At 64.6% G+C, this 21702-nt stretch carries 22 protein-coding genes, 1 tRNA gene and 1 pseudogene; 3 read left to right on the top strand and 21 right to left on the bottom strand.

The annotated features are described in order from the left end of the window. Positions 1-41: 41 nt before the first annotated feature. From EDF74_RS01710 to EDF74_RS01690, 6 genes are all read right to left on the bottom strand, one after another. The gene (locus EDF74_RS01710; protein ID WP_184997007.1) at positions 42-635 is read right to left on the bottom strand and encodes a GNAT family N-acetyltransferase; all 594 of its coding nucleotides are present in this window, start codon (positions 633-635) and stop codon (positions 42-44) included. 217 nt (positions 636-852) lie between these two features. Next, entirely contained in the window at positions 853-1338 is a 486-nt protein-coding gene (locus EDF74_RS01705) for a hypothetical protein (protein WP_148045896.1), read from the bottom strand. A 627-nt stretch (positions 1339-1965) separates the two neighbouring features. Next, positions 1966-2589: a hypothetical protein gene (locus EDF74_RS01700; RefSeq protein WP_148045895.1), complete on the bottom strand. Its 624-nt coding sequence runs from the start codon at positions 2587-2589 to the stop codon at positions 1966-1968. A 64-nt stretch (positions 2590-2653) separates the two neighbouring features. Beyond that, complete coding sequence (locus EDF74_RS18045; protein ID WP_148045894.1) at positions 2654-3415, bottom strand: hypothetical protein; 762 nt, start codon at positions 3413-3415, stop codon at positions 2654-2656. Positions 3416-3905: 490 nt separating this feature from the next. After that, the gene (locus EDF74_RS01695; protein ID WP_123728523.1) at positions 3906-4535 is read right to left on the bottom strand and encodes a hypothetical protein; all 630 of its coding nucleotides are present in this window, start codon (positions 4533-4535) and stop codon (positions 3906-3908) included. 879 nt (positions 4536-5414) lie between these two features. Beyond that, a complete protein-coding gene (locus tag EDF74_RS01690) occupies positions 5415-6326 on the bottom strand; it encodes a CPBP family intramembrane glutamic endopeptidase (RefSeq protein ID WP_123728522.1) in 912 nt (303 codons plus the stop codon). A 214-nt stretch (positions 6327-6540) separates the two neighbouring features. Between EDF74_RS01690 and EDF74_RS01685 the strand changes: the two are divergent. Next, positions 6541-6825: pseudogene (locus tag EDF74_RS01685) on the top strand (hypothetical protein); the annotation flags it as partial. Positions 6826-7107: 282 nt separating this feature from the next. Here EDF74_RS01685 and EDF74_RS01680 read toward each other — a convergent pair. From EDF74_RS01680 to EDF74_RS01615, 14 genes are all read right to left on the bottom strand, one after another. Continuing rightward, positions 7108-7182 (bottom strand) — tRNA-Val (locus EDF74_RS01680). Between the two features lie 65 nt (positions 7183-7247). Continuing rightward, positions 7248-7601: a PilZ domain-containing protein gene (locus EDF74_RS01675; protein ID WP_123728520.1), complete on the bottom strand. Its 354-nt coding sequence runs from the start codon at positions 7599-7601 to the stop codon at positions 7248-7250. After that, the gene (locus EDF74_RS01670; protein WP_123728519.1) at positions 7598-8557 is read right to left on the bottom strand and encodes a DNA polymerase III subunit delta'; all 960 of its coding nucleotides are present in this window, start codon (positions 8555-8557) and stop codon (positions 7598-7600) included. Before EDF74_RS01670 ends, EDF74_RS01675 begins: the two co-directional genes overlap by 4 nt. Next, the gene (gene tmk / locus EDF74_RS01665) at positions 8550-9218 is read right to left on the bottom strand and encodes a dTMP kinase (protein WP_123728518.1); all 669 of its coding nucleotides are present in this window, start codon (positions 9216-9218) and stop codon (positions 8550-8552) included. Before tmk ends, EDF74_RS01670 begins: the two co-directional genes overlap by 8 nt. Next, positions 9215-10276, bottom strand: a complete 1062-nt coding sequence (gene mltG / locus EDF74_RS01660) for an endolytic transglycosylase MltG (RefSeq protein ID WP_121043067.1) — start codon at positions 10274-10276, stop codon at positions 9215-9217. The genes tmk and mltG overlap by 4 nt, the downstream gene beginning before the upstream one ends. Before the next feature lie 66 nt (positions 10277-10342). After that, complete coding sequence (locus tag EDF74_RS01655; protein WP_123728517.1) at positions 10343-11698, bottom strand: aminodeoxychorismate synthase component I; 1356 nt, start codon at positions 11696-11698, stop codon at positions 10343-10345. A gap of 95 nt (positions 11699-11793) precedes the next feature. Continuing rightward, positions 11794-13056 (bottom strand): beta-ketoacyl-ACP synthase II, encoded by a 1263-nt coding sequence (fabF, locus tag EDF74_RS01650; protein ID WP_123728516.1) that lies wholly within the window; start codon positions 13054-13056, stop codon positions 11794-11796. Between the two features lie 136 nt (positions 13057-13192). Beyond that, entirely contained in the window at positions 13193-13432 is a 240-nt protein-coding gene (gene acpP / locus EDF74_RS01645; RefSeq protein ID WP_017357544.1) for an acyl carrier protein, read from the bottom strand. A gap of 153 nt (positions 13433-13585) precedes the next feature. Further along, positions 13586-14329 (bottom strand): 3-oxoacyl-ACP reductase FabG, encoded by a 744-nt coding sequence (gene fabG / locus EDF74_RS01640; RefSeq protein WP_123728515.1) that lies wholly within the window; start codon positions 14327-14329, stop codon positions 13586-13588. A 74-nt stretch (positions 14330-14403) separates the two neighbouring features. Continuing rightward, complete coding sequence (gene fabD / locus EDF74_RS01635) at positions 14404-15348, bottom strand: ACP S-malonyltransferase (protein ID WP_123729676.1); 945 nt, start codon at positions 15346-15348, stop codon at positions 14404-14406. An 88-nt stretch (positions 15349-15436) separates the two neighbouring features. Then, positions 15437-16219: a serine/threonine protein phosphatase gene (locus EDF74_RS01630; RefSeq protein WP_123728514.1), complete on the bottom strand. Its 783-nt coding sequence runs from the start codon at positions 16217-16219 to the stop codon at positions 15437-15439. 75 nt (positions 16220-16294) lie between these two features. Further along, positions 16295-17272, bottom strand: a complete 978-nt coding sequence (locus tag EDF74_RS01625; protein WP_123728513.1) for a beta-ketoacyl-ACP synthase III — start codon at positions 17270-17272, stop codon at positions 16295-16297. 88 nt (positions 17273-17360) lie between these two features. Further along, entirely contained in the window at positions 17361-17558 is a 198-nt protein-coding gene (gene rpmF, locus EDF74_RS01620; protein ID WP_017357626.1) for a 50S ribosomal protein L32, read from the bottom strand. A 108-nt stretch (positions 17559-17666) separates the two neighbouring features. Beyond that, entirely contained in the window at positions 17667-18176 is a 510-nt protein-coding gene (locus tag EDF74_RS01615) for a YceD family protein (protein ID WP_121043054.1), read from the bottom strand. A 114-nt stretch (positions 18177-18290) separates the two neighbouring features. Here EDF74_RS01615 and EDF74_RS01610 point away from each other — a divergent pair, with 114 nt between their 5' ends. Continuing rightward, complete coding sequence (locus EDF74_RS01610) at positions 18291-18863, top strand: Maf family protein (RefSeq protein ID WP_123728512.1); 573 nt, start codon at positions 18291-18293, stop codon at positions 18861-18863. A gap of 3 nt (positions 18864-18866) precedes the next feature. Here the strand turns inward: EDF74_RS01610 and EDF74_RS01605 are convergent, their stop codons facing one another. Further along, the gene (locus EDF74_RS01605) at positions 18867-20708 is read right to left on the bottom strand and encodes a glycosyltransferase family 39 protein (RefSeq protein ID WP_123728511.1); all 1842 of its coding nucleotides are present in this window, start codon (positions 20706-20708) and stop codon (positions 18867-18869) included. Between the two features lie 40 nt (positions 20709-20748). Between EDF74_RS01605 and EDF74_RS01600 the strand changes: the two genes are divergently transcribed. Further along, positions 20749-21702, top strand: a complete 954-nt coding sequence (locus EDF74_RS01600; RefSeq protein ID WP_123728510.1) for an AAA family ATPase — start codon at positions 20749-20751, stop codon at positions 21700-21702.

Below are 21702 nucleotides of genomic sequence, written 5' to 3'. Positions count from 1 at the left end.
TGCATCGCTGGTTTGACTGCATGCTCTAGCGACCGGTAAGTCTAAGGCGCGAAAGCCACTTCCCACTTGCCGTAAGGCGTCAGTCCGAGAGACTGTGCAAGCGCAGTCGATGCGACGTTGTCACACTGGCAGCGGTACTGCGCCTCATATCCGCCCCCCTCAGCATGATCAACCATAGCTCGCACCAACGAGCTTGCGAGGCCCATACCTCGCGCACGAGGCATGGTCAGCACACCCATATCGACAATGGCCGCACCGCCCCATGGGTAGATGCTGGCTACAGCCAACAGTTCCGACTCAACGAACGCGCCGAATGTCGCCCAGTGCCCTAGCTCGACAGATGCGTCTTCCTGGTCATCTACCGATATCTGCGACATGAATTCATCGAACAGCGATGCATCATCAGAGGCCAACTGGCGCACCTCAACCGCGTTGCCGCTGCGCGCGGGCGGCAATCCGGTAGCTGCCACGTGGTAGATGACATCTGGCGCATGCAGTTCGACGCCGGCAGTGTGCAGCGCCTCGCGCAACCACTGCAGCGAGACCGGCGGGATGTCCGAAGCAACTCCCAATGTGGAGGCCGTGTTTGGGGAAATGGCGGCACGCGTGCTGCCATTGGCAGGCATCATGATCATTGCCCGTCGCTCATCGGTGAGGCTGGGATTTATGACGAGACTGAAGCTGTCCCGAGTCGGCACACAGGTGCCAGACTCAAACAGCCGACCCCAATATATTGCAACGGCTGAAGCCTGCTGATGCATTGTGACTCCAAATCTTGCTGGAAAATTCGATCCTAGAGGCTGAATCTTCAGCTGCCCGTTTCCGCCCAGGAGTGGACCCTTGCAATCTCAGCTAGTGATACTGCCCGTACCAAGGGCCGTCGGCTGCTGGTAGATACGGCCAGTCTGAAGGACGTCGAAGCGTGACTCGCGACGCCTCTGCCTGCTCTTGGGTGAGAAACAAGCCACCCAGATCATTTCCTGCATTGATCGCGAAGAAGCGAACATCTGCATTGGCAAGTTGGTCGTTGACGACTTTGAAGAATACGTACGTAGCGACCCCCCAACTCGCACCTTCATCCTCCACGCTATCAGGAGAGTAGACGACGTACTCCGTACCGTCGACCCGGACAGCGTACTGCGGCAGGTCGGAGTCAATCAGCTCTTCAACGCGCGCGGGTTGGGAGACATACTTCTGCAGTTCTGGCAGCAGTTGCAAATAGGCTTCGCCAATACCGGTCTCTGCCAGATTCTCGGCATCAAGCTGGATCAATCGATCGTAATCGAGGTCCGCATTTGTGGTTGTCTGTGCCTTGCAGGCCGTGGCGACGATGGCCATCAAGAACGTGGATGCGAGCCTGACCAAACGCATGACACAACCTCCCGGGTCCGTTTTGGTTAATCGGGGTGAAGCCCTACGATCGACTGAAGCACGCTGGTCCCGAGCAGATGACCATTGTCCACTTCTAATCGAAAGCGGACGCTACCACAGGCGCAGCGCTCCGGTCCTGACGGCGCGCCCGCTTTCGGCCACAGGCAGACGTGCGTTGCCTACGATGCCCAGAGGGGTCGTGCAGGTGTCAGGAAGTGAACCTGGCACCGCCCTTCCACGTGTCCTGAAGTGTTCCCCGCCATTGCGAAGGCACCAAGCAACCGGTCGGACCCGCCAGAAGATAGCTTGGCTAACTTTCCGGCGCCACCACCGCTCGCGGCTGATCCCCGCGGCCGGTCCGCACCGATGAAGGAGAGGGCCTTCGGGTGCGGCTTTGCCTTGGTCCGGATCGGCGACATCGTTCCAACAAGACCGTCTACGGAAATGCAGTCTGACTTTCGTTGCCACCGACCACTGAGCGAACAGCAGCACTGCAGCAGAACAACAACACAACAGCGAGGAAGCAGCTACGCATGAAGCTCAAGGCGAGGGGCTCATGCATCCCGGGTTGACGGGAAGCTCCCTACGGGGTTGCTAGGTCCTAGGCAGCGCATTCCGAAAAATCTCCATGATGTCTTGATGTGGGCTAGCCTCGATCTCTTGCTTCATATGAAGCACGAAGCGCATGAGCTCAGCGGTATCACTAGAGGATGGCTTGCTGCCATATGGCTCGCGCGGCTCAAACACCTCAGATGCCCGCCTAAAGAAGACCCGCAAGGCTTGCATGATGAGCTCTGGAGCCAAGGGGTGAATCCTTGCGTAGCTCTCGTAGCCTTTGCTTGCCCCCTTTTCCCGCTCAGAGTGATGAAAGCCGATATTCGAACGTATGATAGACATCGGTATGCGGATTTCCTCCCACTGAGCGGCGGCAAGCAAAGCTGCGTCTTGTCCATCTTTCGCGATCAGAGGTGACACTCGCTCAGCAATTTTTCGGAAGTCGACTCCACTCGGGTCAAACAAGCTGTAGATGAACGAGTAGTAGGTTATGAGGAGCGTATGCGTCACCTGGAAACGTACAAGCTCATTTATGCAGGCCTTGTTCGGGCCCACTTCCACTTCTTCGTTATTGAATGCGTGGTATGCAGTTGAGACTTCAATTGCGCGACCGAAACGGTGGCGAAGCATTGCAAGTTCTTCGGATTCGATTGTTGGTTTCATCTATAAAATAACGCCTGAATTTGGGCGACCCGCGGAGCGAGCTCGGCTTGAATGAATTGCCAGGTCACTCACGACTGAAGAACGCAAGCTCGCAACCAAAAAACGTGCGAGCAACGAACTGGGCGGCGACTGTCGGGTCGCGTTCAGCGCTAGCTAGCTCAGCGAGCTTACCTTTTTTTGAGCGGCCTCGGTCGTCGAGAATGCTAAGAAGTGAATCCAACACAGCGGCTGCATTCGTGTCTCGGGCGTCCGCACCCTCGATCGCAGCAGGAAGATCCTCTGGCTCCTCTTCGACCATTGCGGGGTCGTCAGAAAAACGATGACAAGGTCCGGACAATCGGTACGACACGAAGTGTTCCAGCTTGTCTGGCATCTTCTTAATACTTGAAGGCCTAATGGACCGACTGTGGCTGTCCACGCTCGAACTTGCGAAGTGGGAGTTAAGTTCACTTACTTTGTGGAAAGCCGGCGCCACGTAAAACACCAAGTCATGCCTTTTTTCTAGCTTGAGCATCAATGAGGTCTGTCGTGACTTACCCAGCGCCATCAGATAGAAGCGGTAGACAGGATTTACAGGGCTGCCCTGTGAAAAAACGCCTTTCGAGAACTCTGCCGAATTCCCGCTCTTCATGCAATGCGCGAGCTTGAACTGGAGGAATACCGGGATACCCTTGAGTCCGAGCCTCACGTCGTAGCCGTATCCTTTTTTACCCTCAAGGGTGGTACTTGGAAAACTTGGCGCAACGCTAAGTGTTCCGGATAGCTTATTTCTCAGGTCCGCCATGTACGCGAATGCAAACGATAGTTCAGAAAACTCCGACTTCACTACTGCCTCCTAGCGGCGTGGCTACCTAAGAGCCGGATCCCTGGGGCCGGTTATACGGATTATCCACAGCGCACCCTGCGGTGGGTTACCACTTGCTACGTCTCGATCTTAATGTGACGGGATTCGTCTAACAAGCCGACATAGGGCTGGACCTAGCACTGGGCTCTGCAGCCGCGCCAATCCCCGCTCTAGGTCGGAAAAAGCCAACTCCCCTGCCCTATCCCGTGGGCCAAGGTCCACTTTCGGCCGGAAACGGACGCCCACCAATGCTCTGCTACGCGAGGGCGAAACTCCATCCATTGCCACCGGTCGCCAGTGCCGACTGATCAAAGTGGAGAACTCGCCACGAACTTATCCGCGTTTGTCCACACTTTTGCGGGGCCGCAAGTGGTGTGCATCTCGCTCAAGAGGCGCGGCGGGGGTACGAGTACGCACGGCAGGCGCAGCTTGGTCAGCGCTGATCTGCGCCCTGATGCGAGCGTGCAGACGCTCAACTATTGCCTAGTGGGCAGTGAGCTAGAATAGTGCTGCCGTCCGTGGTGATTGACCATTTCAAGCTTGCTCCTCCACCTGCGTACACCGCGTCAACCTTCCATGCGAGGAAGCCGGAGGCTTGAAGTGCGAAACGGCGGCTTTCAGTGACATCCTCTATGCTTCCCCTCTCGGCGAGATCCCTCAGGTCGCCGAGGAATACGCTGAGCACCATGTCTGAAAGGCGATCGAAGTCTGAGGCCGGAATCTTGCGCCTTCCAACGGCGACGAACAGATCGGCCAGCATCTTTGGTTTGTGTAGTGGGTCCGCACGGTCGAGCTTGTCCAGCAGCAGCTCGCCTAACCGCTCTCGCTTTGCTTCTGTTCCAGCGAGTTCGTCGACGACACGAGCGCGTTCACTGGCCGATAGGCTTTCAACGCCGACCAGGAACCGGGCTACCTTTGCGGCGTACAAACGATCACTTATCGCCGCCGCTCCCTGACGTACGGCAAGCACAACGGAGACTACGGGTACCTTACCCAGGACGTTCTCGTCTAGCGCCGCTTCCCATACTGCCGACGCCACATCCGTTGTAAGGCTGGCGGTGGGGCCGGTGAGGGCGCCTATCAGGTCGGCAGGGATCTTCATACGGCTAATGCCTGGGAGTGAGTTCGGATGAGTTTTACCACGCCATCTCGGTGAGTTCTGTCCCTCAGCTCGTACTCGGGGCAGTTCGTATCCAGAAAACTGTCGACTATCCAAGAGAAGCCTCACCTGAAGAAGATCACTCTCATCCGAGGCTCATGTTTCCGCCCAAGGCCAAGGGTGGACCTCCGCCCCATCCTCGATAAATCGTCCTAATCCGCAAGAGCGCGCAAGGTCCGCTTTCGGCCAGGAGCAGTCGTCGCGAAACGTAAGCCGAAGGTGGGCCTAGTCGAGCTTTATCGAGGAAGCCAGATCACCCATTGTTGACACTTCAGCAAAGGCAGTCTCGGTTCCAGCCGGTAGTGGCACTCGCATCCCGAACCTAAGCTGCCTCTGGTTCGCCAAATATTTGGAGCGGAATCCGCACCAGCAGCAAATTGCAAAGCGAGCACCCGCTGCTTCCGGATGGGCTTGCACGTACGCCCTGCGCGCCGCCGAAAACTCGGAGGTTTGCTCAAGCCCCTTGAGATACCAGACCACGAGTGCAAGTACTGCAATTACTAAGATGACGCCAACTTTTCCGCCTACATGGACGTTGCGCACAAGGGATGTCTCCGTGCAGGTCGAACTGCTGAAGAAACGAGTACGGAGCCTACGCAAAAAAGGGGCGAACGTTCGCTCTGGATCGAATGCGGCCGCGGAGGTGAAGTAGCACGCTTGTACTCCCTCAAGACGGGAGATTCCCACGGCTACCACGCTTAGGCACCACCGAGTGCCCTGAGCACTAGCAGACGTTCCATTGCTTGGTCGCCGCCGGTACGGCGCGAACCAGCATCCGATCGGCAAGGGCCCGGACGGGGCGATGCCGCCCGGGCAGTGGCGCTACCTGCTGGTCGGCGAGAAGTTCTGAGCTTCGCGCGTCTTTCGCCACTGGATCCACGCGATCGCGGCGACGAAGAACACGCTGCACAGGTAACTGCCTTCCGGCCCTTGCGCGCCACCGGTCAGGGTGTCGAGGCCTTGCGGGCGCAGCGCCACCATCAGCGCCGGCAAGTGCGCATCCATGCCGGTGACGGGCAGTTCGAAGCCGGTTGCGAGCAACCAGTTCCACCCCGCGTGCCAGCCCATCACGCCCCAGATATTGCCGGTCCGCAGCGCCCAGGCGCAGGCGAACAGCGAGAACAGGAATGTGCTGAGCATGACCAGGGGCGGCTGGTGCGGACTGAAATGCAGGAAGCAGAAAACGAGCGACACCAGCAGCACTGCCACCGTGACATTGGTCTTGCGCGCCACCACCGACAGCATCCAGCCGCGGAAGATGACTTCCTCCACGCTCGCCTGGAACATGAAACTCACTAGCAGCAGACCGATGTGCAGCAGACTGACGGGCGACCGCCAGGCCTGCCCCACGCCCGCCGCCTGCATGCCGCCAGCCATCCAGATCGCGACTACAACCAGCGCGATCATGCCGAATCCAACGGCCAGTCCGCGCAGGAAGGTTTTCAGCGGCGCCGGACCGGTCAGCCCGATACTCGCCAGCGAGCGCCCTTCGACGAAGCGTACCCAGGCGAGCACGGCCGCCAGCGTCGGCGCAAAGCCGATCCACAGCAGCGCATGCAAGCCAGCGAGGCCGATCGGATCGCCGCCCGGCGTCGACCAATGCTGCGACTGCATCCATCCGTCCAGCGCGATCACCGGTACCGCGTTGAACAGGATCATCAGGATCGGCGTCAGCCAGGCCCAGGGCAGCCAGCCGCGGGCCGGATCGGGCGAATACAGGACAACGGGGGTCATGCGGGGCTCCAGGTCGACGTGATCGCCGCTGCAAGTTGCCATCCGCGCGGGGGCGTGGCTACCCGTTTGCGACCAAGCCACAGAAGCCGCCGATGAATCACCCGGATCGCCGACGAAATAGCGCTGAGTCGTCGCCCGTGGTGTCCGCTTTGGGTGGCGGCTTCATATGTTCGATGGAACACAGACAGCTGCCCAAGCAGCAGGAGTGTTGCGGATGAAGCGAAGGACAAGGATTCAGTACGTCGACAGCCACAAGGCCCTGATGTGGGACCGCTGGCGGCAGGGCGAGTCGTTGAACCAGATGGCGAGGCTGTTCGATCGGCATCACTCGTCCGTGCGAGGGGTTCTCGTCGAGACTGGCGGGATGCAGCAGTGGCCGCCCGAACAGATCGCTGGCTGGCTCAAGCGGACTTACCCGGACGATCCGAGCTGCCAGGTCTCACACAAGACGATCCATCGCAGGCTCTTCATCCAGTCGCGCGGCGCCCTGAAAAACGAGAGGCCACGCAAGACCCTGGACTTCCAGACACCGATCGAGCGATATCAACAAGCTGTTGCATTTTCCATGAACATTCTCCATTCGTCACTCTATTGAGCGACGATGCGCCCAGGCGATTATTCAACGCCCCCATCCGATTGCGTTGCGGCGTGATTGTCCCACCTATGCGGAGGATATTAGGGTCGCCCATTCCGTCCGCCAAGTCGCCCTGCTCAAGCCTGGAATGGCTAATCCAAGCCAACAAAAAAGCCCCCGTTTCCGGAGGCTTTTTCGACTGAATCATGGTGGGCGGTACAAGGTTCGAACTTGTGACCCTTGCCGTGTGAAGGCAATGCTCTACCGCTGAGCTAACCGCCCGATGCTGCTGAGCCGCTCATTATAGGGCGGCAAATTTCGACGTCAACGGTTTCACCGAAATTTCTTCACATCGTGTTCGTGGGCTTGTCCGCGGTCAGGATGCCAGCCAGCAGCGTCTCGATCCGATGGCGGACGGTCTCCCCTTCTGCGCCGTCGGCCAGCTGTACGCCGATGCCTGCCGCGCGGTTGCCCTGCGCCCCGGCCGGGGTTACCCAGATCACCTTGCCGGCCACCGGCAGGCGCTCGCTGGAGTCCGGCAGGGTGAGCAGCAGGAACACCTCATCGCCCAGGAAGTAGCGCTTGGGCGTGGGCACGAAGATGCCGCCGTTCTTCACGAACGGCATGTAGGCGCTGTACAGCGCGGCCTTGTCCTTGACGGCAAGGGACAGGATGCCCTGTCGGGCGTTGGTGGCGCTCATGCTCTATTCCCCTTGGCGTGCCGTTCGTTGACCTTTCCCCAGGCCAGCAGCAGCTCCACCACCGCAAGATCGGCGCGCACCGTGGTGCGCAGCAGGTCGCGGGTGCGGTTGGCCGCATCGAACCAGGCGGCCAGCTTGTGCAATCGATCGGGATCGGTCAAGCCACCGCCGGTGGCCTGGGCCAGGGCGAGATCGGCGGCGTGGCGCAGGCGCAGGGCCGCGTTGTCGTCGGCGGTCCAGCGCTGGGCCAGTTCCACCGCACCGGAGCGGCCGGCAACGAGGGCTTCCAGGTCGGTGGCGACCTGGCGGCGCAGGGCCAGGCCGTCTTCGCGCAGCCACTGGTCGGCCAGGCCGGGGTGGCCGCGGGCGGCATCCAATGCTTCGCGGGCGCTGGCTTCGCTGTGGCCCAGGCTCTGCAGCCAGGCGAGCGCTTCCTCGCGCGGCGGCAGCTTGAACTCAAGACGCTGGCAGCGGCTGCGGATGGTGGCCGGCAGGCGCGCGGGGTCGGCGCTGATCAGCCACAGGTAGCGGCCGGGCTGCGGCTCTTCCAGGGTCTTGAGCAGGGCGTTGCAGGCGGCGCGGTTGATGGCGTCGGCGGGATCGACGATCACCACCTGGGCCACCCCGTACTGCGGGGTCAGCGAGAGCTTCTGCGAGACCTCGCGGATCTGCTCGATCACGATCTCGGTGCGCAGCTTGTCGCCGGATTTGTTGGGGATGAACGAGATCCGCTGCAGGTCCGGGTGGGTGCCGGCGGCCAGCAGCTGGGCGCTGCGCTTGGCGGCCGCAGGCTCACCCTGCCCCAGCACGTGCTCGGCCAGCCGCAGCGCGACGCCAAGCTTGCCCAGGCCGGCCGGGCCGCAGAACAGCAGGCCATGGCCGAGGCGACCGGCATCGAGCGCGGCCACGGTCTGGTCATAGGCGCGCTGCTGCCAGGGGGAAAAGGGTTCAGCCACGATCCGGCTCCTGTGCCAACCATGCCTCCACGGCCGCCACCACCGCGCCGGCGACGCCGGCCTGGTCCTGGCTGGCGTCGATCAGGCGGTAACGTGCGGGGTCTTCGCTGGCACGCTGGCGGAACACCGCGCGCACCCGCTGGAAGAAATCATCGTGCTCGCTTTCGATCCGGTCCGGCCACAGGTCGCGGCCGTTCGCGCGGGCACGGCCGACGGCTACGTCCACATCCAGCAGCAGGGTCAGGCCGGGCAGCAGGCCGACGGCGCGGCGCTCCAGATCGGCGATCCACGCCGGGTCCAGGCCGCGGCCACCGCCCTGGTAGGCGTAGCTGGAATCGGTGAAGCGGTCGCACAGCACATAAGCACCGCGCTGCAGCGCCGGGGCGATCACCTGGCGCACATGCTGGGCGCGGGCGGCGAACACCAGCAGCAGCTCGGCCTCGGCCGAGAGCGGCTCGGCGGCGATCTCCGCATCCGGCTTGAGCACCAGCGCGCGGATGCGCTCGGCCAGTGCGGTGCCGCCGGGTTCGCGGGTCAACACCACCTCATGGCCGCGGGCCTGCAGGGCCTCGCGGATCGCGTTGATGGCGGTGGTCTTGCCGGCGCCCTCGCCCCCTTCCAGGCTGACGAAATGCGGGTGCCGGTGCAGCGCGGGACTCATTGGGGGGCGGCCTCGTTGGTGCGTTTGCTGCGCAGTTGCTGCAGGTAGCGGGCAACGGCGGCGTTGTGGTCGGTGTAGTTGGCCGAGAAGATGTGCGCGCCACTGCCATCGCCCACGGCCACGAAGTACAGCGCGTCGCCCTTGGCCGGCTGCGCGGCGGCGTGCAGCGCATCGCGCCCGGGCATGGCGATCGGGGTCGGGGTCAGGCCGGCGCGCGTGTACGTGTTGTACGGCGTATCGGTGGTGAGGTCGCGCTTGCGGATGTTGCCGTCGTAGCTGCTGCCGATGCCGTAGATCACGGTGGGGTCGGTCTGCAGCCGCATGCCGATCTTCAGGCGGCGCATGAACACCCCGGCGATCTGCGGGCGCTCGCTGGGCAGTGCGGTTTCCTTCTCGATGATCGAGGCGAGGATCAGCAGCTCATACGGCGAGTTGAGCGGCAGGTCGTCCACGCGACTGTCCCACGCGGCGGTGAGTTCTTTTTCCATCGCGGCATGCGCGCGCTTGAGCACGTCGATGTCGCTGTCGCCACGCTGGTAGACGTAGGTCTCGGGCAGGAAGCGGCCTTCCGGGTGTTCGCCGGGGAAGCCGACCGCCTTCATCAGGGCGGCATCGTCCAGTTCGTCGGTGGTGTGCACCAGCGGATCGGCGCGCTTGAGCGCGGCGCGCAGCTGACGGATGTTCCAGCCTTCCACGATGGTGACGCGGTGCTGCAGGACGCGGCCCTGGCGCATGCGGGTCAGCAGCTCGCGCGGGGTCAGCGCGGGATCGAGCGCGTATTCACCCACCTTGAGCTTGCCGGCGGCGTCGAGCTGGCGCGCCAGCAGCTGCCACTGGGTGTCGCTGCCTTCGTCCACGCCGGCCTGGCGCAGCTTGCCGAGCACGGTGCTGAAGCCATCACCGGAGGCAATCACCACGCTCTCCGCGCTGGGGGTGACCGGCGCATCGGCAAAGGCGCCCTGGCGATGCCAGAACCATGCCCCTGCGGCCGCCACCAGCAGGGCCAGCACCAGCAACACGGCCAGTACGGCCAGACATCCCCGTTTCGCACCCGCCATGCTCACCTCGAATCCATTTCTTCGCCGCGCAGCATACCGCGCGGGTGCTGCACACCGCCAAACGGCTCAGGCATCGCTGCCCAGCGCACGCAGCAGGCCACGGGCCTTGGCGCGGGTTTCGTCCAGTTCCTTGTCGGCCACCGAATCGACCACGATCCCGGCGCCGGTGCGGAAGCTGGCGGTGTCGCCGGCCACTTCGGCGGTGCGGATCAGGATGTTCAGGTCCAGATCGCCATCGCGGTTCAGCCAGCCGAACGCGCCGGTGTAGGCGCCACGCGCGGTCTGCTCCAGCTCGGCGATGATCTGCATGCAGCGCACTTTGGGGCACCCGGTGATGGTGCCGCCGGGGAAGGTCGCGGCGATCACCTGGCCGGGGCTGACTTCTTCGCGCAGGCGACCACGCACGTTGCTGACGATGTGGTGCACGTGGGCGTAGCTCTCCACGGTCATCAGCTCATCCACCTCCACGCTGCCCGGCGCGCAGATGCGGCCGAGGTCGTTGCGCTCCAGATCGATCAGCATCACGTGCTCGGCGCGTTCCTTGGGATGGCCGACCAGTTCCTGGATGCGCGCGGCATCGTCATCGCCGGCGAAGCGCGGGCGGGTGCCGGCGATCGGGCGGGTCTGCACGTCATCGCCATGCACCGAAACCAGCCGCTCGGGCGAGGAGCTGACCACCGCCCTGCCCTGCGCCATGAACAGCCCAGCGAACGGTGCGGGGTTGGCCACGCGCAGCTGCGCGTACAGCGCCTGCGGCGAGAGCGCCTCGGCGAACTGCGCGTTCCAGCGGCGCGACAGGTTCACCTGGAACACGTCACCCGCGCGCAGGTAATCGATCACATTGCCGACGCCGTCGGTGAAGCGCTGTGGCGCGTCCTCACCGAGCGCGACCGGTGGCTGCCACGTCGGCAACGGCGCCAGCGTGGCGGCCGCGGCGAGGTCACCCTGCAGGGTCTGCAGCAGCGCGGCCTGACCGGGCTCGCACACGGCATGGAACTGACCGAGCACGCGGTCGTGCAGTACCGCCGCCGGGCAGCGCAGCGCCAGCGCGGCGGGCAGCCCATCGGCGCGCGCCGGCAAGGCCAGCACGTCCTCGATCTGGCCAGCCAGTTCGTAATCCAGCATCAGTGCCCAGCCACCGCGGAACGGCAGCGTCGTCTCTTCGCGCGGCAACCGCAGGGCGGCCCAGTGCGCGTCCAGCACCTCGAGGAAGCGGCCGTCATGCGCGACGCCCTCGGCATCACGCACCACGCCGTCGGCGTGCAGTGCGAGGGATTCCCCGTTGCCCATCAGCAGCAGATCCCAGCGGCCCTGCGCGGTGCCCGAGGCGGTGGACTCCATCAGCAGCGGGTAGCGCTGCGGGGCCAGGCGCTGCAGGGCCAGCAGATCGGTGGTGGCGGGCAGCGGAAGCGTCTGGAACATGGCAGGACACCGGAAGGGCGCGCAGCGTGCGCGGGGGCCAGATACACCAAGGCCGCCATGATGGCGGCCCGGGTGGGAGTACTCGGAACGGGCGGTCAGACGCGCTTGAACACCAGCGTGCCGTTGGTGCCGCCGAAGCCGAAGCCGTTGGACATCACCACATCGACCTTGGCCTCGCGTGCGGTGTTGGGCACGTAATCCAGGTCGCAGCCCTCGCCCGCTTCATGCAGGTTGATGGTCGGCGGAATGATGTTGTCGCGCAGCGCCAGCACCGAGAAGATCGCTTCCACGCCGCCGGCCGCGCCGAGCAGGTGGCCGGTCATTGACTTGGTGGAGCTGACCATCATCTTGTAGGCGTGGTCGCCGAAGGCGGTCTTCATGGCCATGGTTTCACCCAGGTCGCCCAGCGGCGTGGAGGTGCCGTGTGCGTTGAGGTAACCGACCTGGTCCGGGGTCACGCCGGCGTCTTTCAACGCCATGGTCATGCAGCGCGCCGCGCCTTCGCCGTTCTCGCTCGGGGCGGTCATGTGGTACGCATCCGAGCTGGCGCCGAAACCGGCAAGCTCGGCATAGATGCGCGCGCCACGCGCCTTGGCGTGTTCGTACTCTTCCAGGATCAGGATGCCGGCACCGTCGCCGAGCACGAAGCCGTCGCGTTCCTTGTCCCACGGGCGCGAGGCTTCAGCCGGTGCATCGTTGCGGGTGCTCATCGCCTTCATCGCGCAGAAGCCGCCCAGGGCCGTCGGCGAGGAGCCGCGCTCGGCACCGCCGACCACCATCACGTCCGCATCGCCGTACTGGATCATGCGCATCGCGGTGCCGATCGAGTGGTTCGAGGTCGCGCAGGCAGAGACCGCCGAGAACGACGGCCCCTTCAGGCCGGTGATGATGCTCAACTGGCCCGGGAGCATGTTGATGATCGTCTTGGGCACGTAGAAGGGCGAGATCTTCTTGCCTTCGTGGAAATCGATGGTCTGCTCTTCGATGCCCAGCAGGCCGCCGATGCCCGCGCCCACGATGGCGCCGATGCGCTCGGCATTGCCGTCGGTGATTTCCAGGCCCGAATCGTTCAAGGCCATGAAGGCGGCACCGAGGCCGTAGTGAATGAACGGGTCCATCTTCTTGGCATCCTTGCCAGTGACCCGGAATGTGCCGAACTGTTCGTTGTCGGCGGTGATGTCGAAGTCCCTGACCTCACCTGCGATCTTGGTGGTGAAACGGTCCAGGTAGGACTGCGAAACGTTGGTCAGCGGACCGATGCCGGAACGGCCTTCGGTGATGCCCTTCCAACTGCTGGCCATATCATTGCCCAATGGCGAGACCATGCCCATGCCGGTAACGACGACGCGACGCTTCATTGCAGATTCTCCTGACCCGGGTGTTGCGGGTATCACGCGGTATAACGCTCAAAAGCACAGGGCCGCAAGCGCGGCCCCATGGGTTTGCCGCACGCGGTCGCAGCGATCGCCACGGCCGCGCACGAGCCGCCTGACATCAAGCCTTGACGTGGGCGTTGATGTAGTCGATCGCAGCCTGCACGGTGCTGATCTTTTCGGCTTCTTCGTCCGGGATTTCGCACTCGAACTCTTCTTCCAGCGCCATCACCAGTTCAACGGTGTCCAGCGAGTCAGCGCCCAGGTCATCGACGAACGATGCGCTGTTGGTGACTTCCTCTTCCTTGACGCCAAGCTGTTCGACGACGATTTTCTTGACGCGTTCTTCGATGGTGCTCATTGGATATCGCTCCAGATGGAGTAGTGGTTCAAAAATGACGCCATCCGGTGAGGGATGACCGTGGGATAGTGTAGTGGAAACCAGCGACACCTTGCATTGCAGCAAAACATCAAACGGATCAACCACTTGCGGCGCAATCCTTGCGCCACATGCTTACGGCATGTACATGCCGCCGTTCACATGGAGGGTTTCGCCGGTGATGTAGCTGGCCGAAGGACCGGCCAGGAACGCCACCGCGTTGGCGATATCGGACGGCTCGCCGAGCCGCTCCAGGGCGATCGACTTGACCAGGCCGGTGCGCTGCTCTTCCGGCAGGGCCTTGGTCATGTCGGTATCGATGAAGCCCGGCGCGACCACGTTGACGGTGATCCCGCGCGAGCCGATTTCCTTGGCCAGCGACTTGGAGAAGGCAATGATGCCGGCCTTGGCCGCGGCGTAGTTGGCCTGGCCGGCATTGCCGGTCACGCCGATCACCGAGGCGATGTTGATGATGCGGCCCTTGCGCGCCTTCATCATGCCGCGCAGGACGGCCTTGGAGGTGCGGAAGACGCTGGTCAGGTTGGTGTCCAGGATCGCCTGCCAGTCTTCTTCCTTCATCCGCAGCAACAGGTTGTCGCGGGTGATGCCGGCGTTGTTGACCAGGATGCTGATGGCGCCGAATTCCTTGGCGATACCGTCCAGCACGGCCTCCAGCGAAGCAGCGTCAGTGACGTTCAGCGCGCGGCCGTGGCCACCCACGGCAGCCAGACGCTCGCCAATGGCGGCGGCACCGGCGTCGGTGGTGGCGGTGCCGATGACGGTCGCGCCCTGCGCGGCCAGTGCGTCGGCGATCGCGGCACCGATACCCCGGCTGGCGCCGGTGACCAGTGCGATTTCACCCTGAAGGGGCTTGCTCATCTCATTTCCTCAAACGGGACCGGTCCGGCCGGTCTGGCGCGAAGCCATTCCAGCACGGGCGCGATCGGAAGACATCAGGCGGCCCAGGTCTCGCGGGCCGTCTCGAAATCGGCGGGCGTGGACAGTGTGCGCGCGTCCAGCGATTTGTCGATGCGCTTGATCAATCCGCTCAGCACCTTGCCCGGGCCGCATTCGGCCACGCGGGTGACGCCACGGGCGGCCAGCGCCTGCACACAGCCGGTCCACTGCACAGGCAGGTACAGCTGCTGCACCAGCGCCTGGCGGATGGCATCCACGCCGTCATGCACGCGGGCATCCACGTTCTGCACCACCGGCAGGGCCGGGGCGCGCCAGTCCAGGCCGGCCATGGTTTCGGCCAGGCGGTTGGCGGCTTCGCGCATCAGCGGGGTGTGCGAGGGCACGCTGACAGCCAGCTTGACGGCCTTGCGGACGCCCTTCTCGGCGAGCAGCGCCAGCGCACGATCCACGGCGGCAGCGTCGCCACCGATGACGATCTGGCCGGGCGAGTTGTAATTGGCGGGCACGACGACCTGGCTGCCGGCGGCCTGCTCGCAGACCTCCACGACCAGCGCGTCTTCGGCGCCGAGCACGGCGGCCATGGCGCCCACGCCCGTCGGGGCGGCCTCCTGCATCAGCTGGCCGCGCAGGCGCACCAGGTGCGCGCCGTCACGCAGGGTCAGCGCGCCGGCGGCCACCAGGGCGGTGTATTCGCCGAGGCTGTGGCCGGCCAGGACGGCCGGCTGGGCGCCGCCAACGGCGTTCCAGGCACGCCACACGCCGATGCTGGCGGCCAGCAGGGCCGGCTGGGTGTATTCGGTGCGGTTGAGCATTTCCTCGGGACCGCCCTGCGACAGCGCCCACAGGTCGACACCGGCGCCGTCGGAGGCTTCGGTGAAGGCCTCGCGGATCTGCGGGTGCAGCTCGGCCAGTTCGGCCAGCATGCCCAGCGACTGCGAGCCCTGGCCCGGGAACACGAATGCGAGATTGGTATCGGTCACGCGATCATCCGCCTGCAAAAATCGAACGGCGAATGATAAAGGGGAACGTCGCCCTTCGTCTGTACTGCCGCGTATGTGGGGCCGTTCCTCAGGTGAACAGCTGGAGGATGTCCAGGTCGCCATCGGTGAAGAAATCGAAGCAGAGCGCGACGACCATCAACACGCCCAGCGTGGTGGCGCCGTGCACGATGAGGATGGAGTGCGCCAGTGCGCGGGCGGAGCGGCCCATCTTCAGGCTGGCGCGGGCCAGACCCTGGAGCCGGCCGGTGACGTCATGGGCGTGGGCGAGGACCGGGGCCTCTGCGCCGTCCATGGCCTGGGCCATGAGGGCCTGGAGCTGCTGGGGACGGTCTTCGTAGTACTTGGCAACGCCGTAACCGAACATCAGCCAGTCGCGGGCCTGGGCCTGGGCGAGGTCCATGACTTCGAGGGGGTCTTCTTCGAAGTCGATGAAGCCGATGGCCTTGCCATCCCAGGTGAGGTTGCGCGGGAGCGGCTGGCCGAAATAGGCGCCCTTCTGGTGCGCCTGGGCGATCGCGTTCATGGCCGCGGACACCAGGCGATCGCGGCCAGCATCGTCGGCTTCGCGCAGGCAGGTATTGAACGAGGAGCCGTTGTCGCCCAGCACGAGGGCGGCATGACCGCTGCCGATCACGCTGGGGACGTTGACGCCCTGGGCCTGCAGTTCGGACAGGCGGCGGGCTTCGGTTTCGCGGGCGGCGTCACCGCCACGGTGCGGCGGTGGGCGCAGAGCATCGAGCTGGAAGCGGCGGGCGATGAAGTTCAGCAGGCCCAGTGCGACCACCCGGCTTCCTTCCCCGTACTGCTTCAGCCAGGCGCGTTGGCCCTCGATGACGATGGGCTCAACCATGGCAGTTCTCCTGAAATGCATACGGCCCCGTAATGGGGCCGTAACGACAGCGTCACGTTGTCGTAACTGACACTATCAATAGCGCAGCAGAGCAGAACCCCACGTGAAGCCGCCGCCGAAGGCTTCCAGCAGCAGCAGCTGGCCGCGCTCCACACGGCCGGAGCGGACCGCGTGGTCCAGCGCCATCGGCACGGAGGCCGAGGAGGTGTTGCCGTGCTTGTCGACCGTCACCACCACCTGGTCCATGGACATCTCCAGGCGCTTGGCGGTGGCTTCGATGATGCGCAGGTTGGCCTGGTGCGGGATCAGCCAATCCAGGTCGTCCTTGGTCAGCGCGTTGGCTTCCAGGGTTTCATCGACGACCGAGTCCAGCGCCTTGACGGCGTACTTGAACACGTCGTTGCCCTTCATCAGGATCGCGCCGCGGGCGTTCTCGCCCTCGCCGAAGCCGGCCGACACGCCCACCGGGTTCCACAGCAGCTCTTTCTTGCTGCCATCGGAATGCAGGTGGGTGCTGAGGATGCCGGTCTCTTCGTCGGCCTTGAGCACGACGGCGCCCGCGCCATCGCCGAACAGCACGCAGGTGGTGCGCTCGGTCCAGTCGACGATACGGGTCAGCGTTTCCGCACCGATGACCAGCACATGGCGTGCATCACCGGAACGAATGAATTTGTCGGCCACGCTCAACGCGAACACGAAGCCCGAACAGGCGGCGTTGACGTCGAAGGCGGGGCAGCCGGTCGCACCGAGCTTGGCCTGGATCAGGCACGCGGTGGACGGGAAAATCAGGTCAGGCGTGGTGGTACCCACCACGATCATGTCGAGCTGCGAAGCGTCGATACCGGCCGCTTCAAGCGCACGTACCGCGGCGTGGTAGCCGAGGTCGCTGGTGGTCTCGTTCTCGGCCGCAATGTGCCGTTCGCGGATACCAGTGCGCGATTGAATCCACTCATCGCTGGTGTCGACCATTTTCTCCAGATCCTGGTTGGTCAACACTTTTTCGGGCAAATAACTACCGGTGCCCGCGATCCTCGAGTAGATCCGCTTGCTCATTGCATGTCCTGTAGCTCGATCACCAAACGTGGTGACCGGGAAGAATGGGGTAAAGGCCGCCGCCCGACCGGGCAGCGGCCTTCACAAATCAATCTTCTTCGACGGCCGAGTTCGACTTGGTCGTGATCACCTTCTTGCCGCGGTAGAAACCGTCAGCGGTGATGTGGTGACGCAGATGCACTTCACCGGTGGTCGGATCGGTGGACAGCTGCTTGGCGCTCAGGGCGTCATGCGCACGGCGCATACCGCGGCGGGACGGGGTGACACGGGATTTCTGCACAGCCATGGGATTGCTCCAAACTCGGTTCGTTTTGCTTCGTCGTATCGTCGCGCAGGACGCCAGCGCCCAGCACAGTTTTCGCTTTCGCCGCAGCCGCCGACGACAATCCGGCTGCTATTGTTTTTTCAGTGCCGCCAACGCCGCGAACGGATTGGCCTTGCTGATTTCTTCTTCGGTCGGTGCCCAGTCCTTGTCCACGGCCTCACCATCGGGAGACAGCGGCACGACGGGCACGGCCAGGACGAGTTCGTCCTCGACCAGTTCCAGCGGTCGCAGCATGCCGTCTTCCGGCACCAGCCACGGTTCCCAGCCTTCCGGCAGCGAGGATTCTTCCTCTTCGCTGCGGATCAGACCGAGCCGCTGCACCATCGAGACCGGCAACAGGAAACGCTGCAGGCTGCGCTGACAGATCAGCGGCAGCGCGGTGTCGATGGACAGTTCAACATAGGATACCTGCAGGATGTCGTCGTGCGCGAATTCCAGTGCATAGGTGCACGTTCCTTCGGTATCGGCGACAAGGCCCTGGAGGCGGGTCAATTCCGCTAGATCCACCTGGCCGTCGAAGCACCTGCGTGCTGCGACCATCCGCCAAGCATCCAGCATTTCGGGCACGTTTGCGGACATAAGCCGCTGAATGTTAAGGATCGTCCGGGCCGCTGTCAAATACCTGCGCAGTCAGGTTGCCGATTCCCGTCCGAAGGGCCCAGACTGCCGGCCTTCCGTGCCCGGTATTGTCGCATGACCCCGCTGCTGCTTGCCTCTACTTCCCGCTACCGCCGTGAGCTGCTGGAGCGGCTCGGCCTGCCCCTGGAGACCGCTCGCCCCGAGGTGGATGAGACCCCTGCCCCCCGCGAGGCCCCACGGGCCGTGGCCGTGCGGCTGGCGCGGGCCAAGGCCGAGGCCGTCGCCCGCCTGCACCCGGGCAAGTGGGTGATCGGGTCGGACCAGGTGGCGGAACTGAACGGGGCCCCGCTGGGCAAGCCCGGCACGGTCGAGGGCGCCCATGCCCAGCTGGCGGCGATGTCCGGGCAGGTGGTCGACTTCCATACGGCGGTGAGCCTGGTGCACGACGGCGAGGTCCTGGAGGCCTGTGATCTGACCCGGGTCCACTTCCGCACGCTGGGGTCGGCGGACATCGAACGCTACGTGGCCGCCGAGCGACCGCTGGACTGTGCGGGCAGCTTCAAGTGCGAAGGGCTGGGCATCACGCTGTTCGAGGCGATCGAGAACCGTGATCCGACCGCGCTGATCGGGCTGCCGCTGATCGCGCTGAGCCAGCTGCTGCGGCAGGCCGGCTACACCCTGCCCTGAGCCTCAGCGCGCGGGAACGACGAACGCCTGCTCCTGCCACTGCTCCACACTGCCGTCCTTGCCGTGCAGCGTCATCCCTAGCCAATGACGGCCCGGGGCAAGGTGGCGGGTGTCCAGCGCGGCATCGAAGGCGACATGGGGGTGCTGCGGATCCGTGGAGATCTTCCAGGCCGTGGTGATGTCGAAGGCGCGCCCATAGGCCGCGTCCCCCACCGGCTTGCCATCGATGAACAGCGCGACCCGCTCGATGCCCACGCCGTCCTTGAAGGCCCAACCATGCACCTCGAGGGTGTCGCCCACGGTTGCCCCGGACTGCGGCGCATCCAGCCAGGCCATCGCCGGCGTCACGCACGGCCCATCGGCACGTTCGGCAGGCAGCTTGAACAGCAGGAAGCGCTGGTAGCCATGATCGTTGCTGACCACGCGTGGCGGCGGCAGCGGCCCCACCTGCTCGCAGATCGCGTGATAGCGCGCCAGCAGATCGCGATAGCGCTGATCGCTGGGCGCGAGCACCAGCAGCATCGGCGCATCGCGCTTGCCGTCGTGCAGCAGATGCCACAGACCCAGCTGTGCACTGCGGCCATGTTTTTCGTTCAAGGGATGCGGCAGCACCTCGATCGAGGCGTCGCCCAACTGGAAGCCCAGCTCCGCGCCCACCTTGAAATTGCCGGCGAGCACGCGCGTACCGGGCGGCATCGTCGTGAGTTCGTCGCGCACGGCGCGGGCCAACGGCTGCCAGCCAGCAAAGTTGCGCGGGTAGTACTTGTAGCCGGCCAACTGCTCGCGCGCCATCGGCATGGAGGCCATGAGGTAGTAGCCGAAGGCCAGCGCCAGACCGGTGCCGGCCAACCACCAGCCGGTGCGGCGCAGCCAACGCGGCCACCCGTTGAGGACCACCGGCACCGCGATCAGCAGTGCGAGATAGCCGGGCAGCGGCCAATGGAAACTGATGCGCTCCACATCGGTGAAAAAGCCCAGGGCGAAGATCGACAGGGTCGACACCGCACCGATCAGGCCGAAATAGCGCCACTGCGCACGCGCACCGCCCCCAGAGCGGGTGCCGGCCAGGGCCACCTTCCACATCGCGATGCACAGGATCGGGGTGACCAGCATTGGCTGGATCACCAGGAACCACAGCCCGCTCCATTCGAACGCCCACGGATGGCGCTCGACCACCTGGAATTTCAGCCCCGCATCATGGTTGTCGGCATTCCACGACAACAGGGGCAACCACGCCACCACGCCCACGGCCAGGGCAACCCACACGCGCGGATCGCGCAGCATGCGCCGGCCCTGCGGCAGGACCAGCAGCGCGATGAAGCCGACCACGATCACGCCGATGAAGCGGTAATGGCTGAGCGCGCCGATCGACAGGCCGGCGGCCAGCTTCACCGCCGCCGCCGCATCGACACTACGCAGCAGGCGCGCGCCGGCATCCAGGCACAGCACCGCGGCCAGCGCCATCGGCACATCCGGTACGGCCAGCATGCCCAGCGTGGCCGACAGCGGCATCAACAACGTCAGGCTGCCCGCCTGCCACCCCGCCACCGCGCCGAACCAGCGCGTGGCAATGCGTGAGACCAGCCAGGGCAGCCATGCACCGATCGCCAGGAACGGCAGGCGCAGCCCAAGCACGTGATTGCCGCCGATCTCCACGCCCAGGCGGGCCAGCCAGGCAGTCAGCCCGGGCAGATCGGAATAGGCCGCCGCCAGATGCTGGCCTTCCTGCCAGTAGAACGCTTCGTCCACGAACAAGGGCAGACGAGCGGCCACCACCAATTTGACGGCGGTGACCAGCGTCCACAACAACAGGAATATGGTGCGTGCGCGTTGTTCGCCCTGCATTGCTCTATAGAATCAGTGGAATCATCGAATCGAGACGGACATGGATCATTCGCCCCCCGTGCCAGCCATGCTAACCGATGTACTGCGACAGTCCCTTCGCGCCGCCCAGGATCAGGTCAACGGGTTGGTGCTGGGCAAGGCACAGGAGGTGCGGCTGGCCTTCGTGGCGCTGCTCTCCGGCGGCCACCTGCTGATCGAAGATCTGCCCGGCCTGGGCAAGACCACCCTCGCCCACGCCCTGGCCTCCAGCCTCGGGCTGGGCTTCCAGCGCGTGCAGTTCACCTCCGATCTGCTGCCGGCCGATGTGCTCGGCGTCTCGGTCTACGACGCGGGCAGCCGCCAGTTCCAGTTCCACCCCGGCCCTGTCTTCACCCACGTGCTGCTGGCCGATGAGATCAACCGCGCGCCGCCGCGCACCCAGAGCGCGCTGCTGGAAGCGATGGCCGAACAGCAGGTCACCCTCGATGGCGTGACCCATCCATTGCCCGATCCCTTCTTCGTCATCGCCACCCAGAACCCGGTCGACCTGTCGGGCACGTTCCCGCTGCCGGACTCGCAGCTGGACCGCTTCCTGCTGCGGCTGGCGCTGGGCTACCCCAATCCGGAATCGGAGCGCGAACTGCTGCGCGGCACCGATCGTCGCCACCTGATCGCACAGGCCACCGCGCGATTGAGCGAGGTGGAGGTACGCACGCTGCGCGAGGCCGTCGGCCAGGTGCATGCTAGCGAAGCTCTGATCACCTACGTGCAGGCACTGCTGGCCCGCAGCCGCCAGCATGCGGGCGTGCGCGTGGGCCTCTCGCCACGCGCCGGCCTGGCCCTGCTGCGCGCGGCGAAGGCGCATGCCCTGCTGCTGGGCCGCGCACATGTGGTGCCCGAAGACGTGCAGACCCTGTTCGTCGCGGTGGCCGGGCATCGCCTGGTGCCGGAAGCCGAAGCCTCCAACGGCCCGGCGCTGGCGCGCGCCATCCTCCAGACCGTGCAGGTCGACTGA

Source organism: Stenotrophomonas rhizophila, assembly GCF_003751305.1.
Lineage (GTDB): Bacteria > Pseudomonadota > Gammaproteobacteria > Xanthomonadales > Xanthomonadaceae > Stenotrophomonas > Stenotrophomonas rhizophila_B.
Note: the sequence above shows the minus strand (reverse complement) of the source record. Positions and strands in the feature narration are given on the sequence as shown.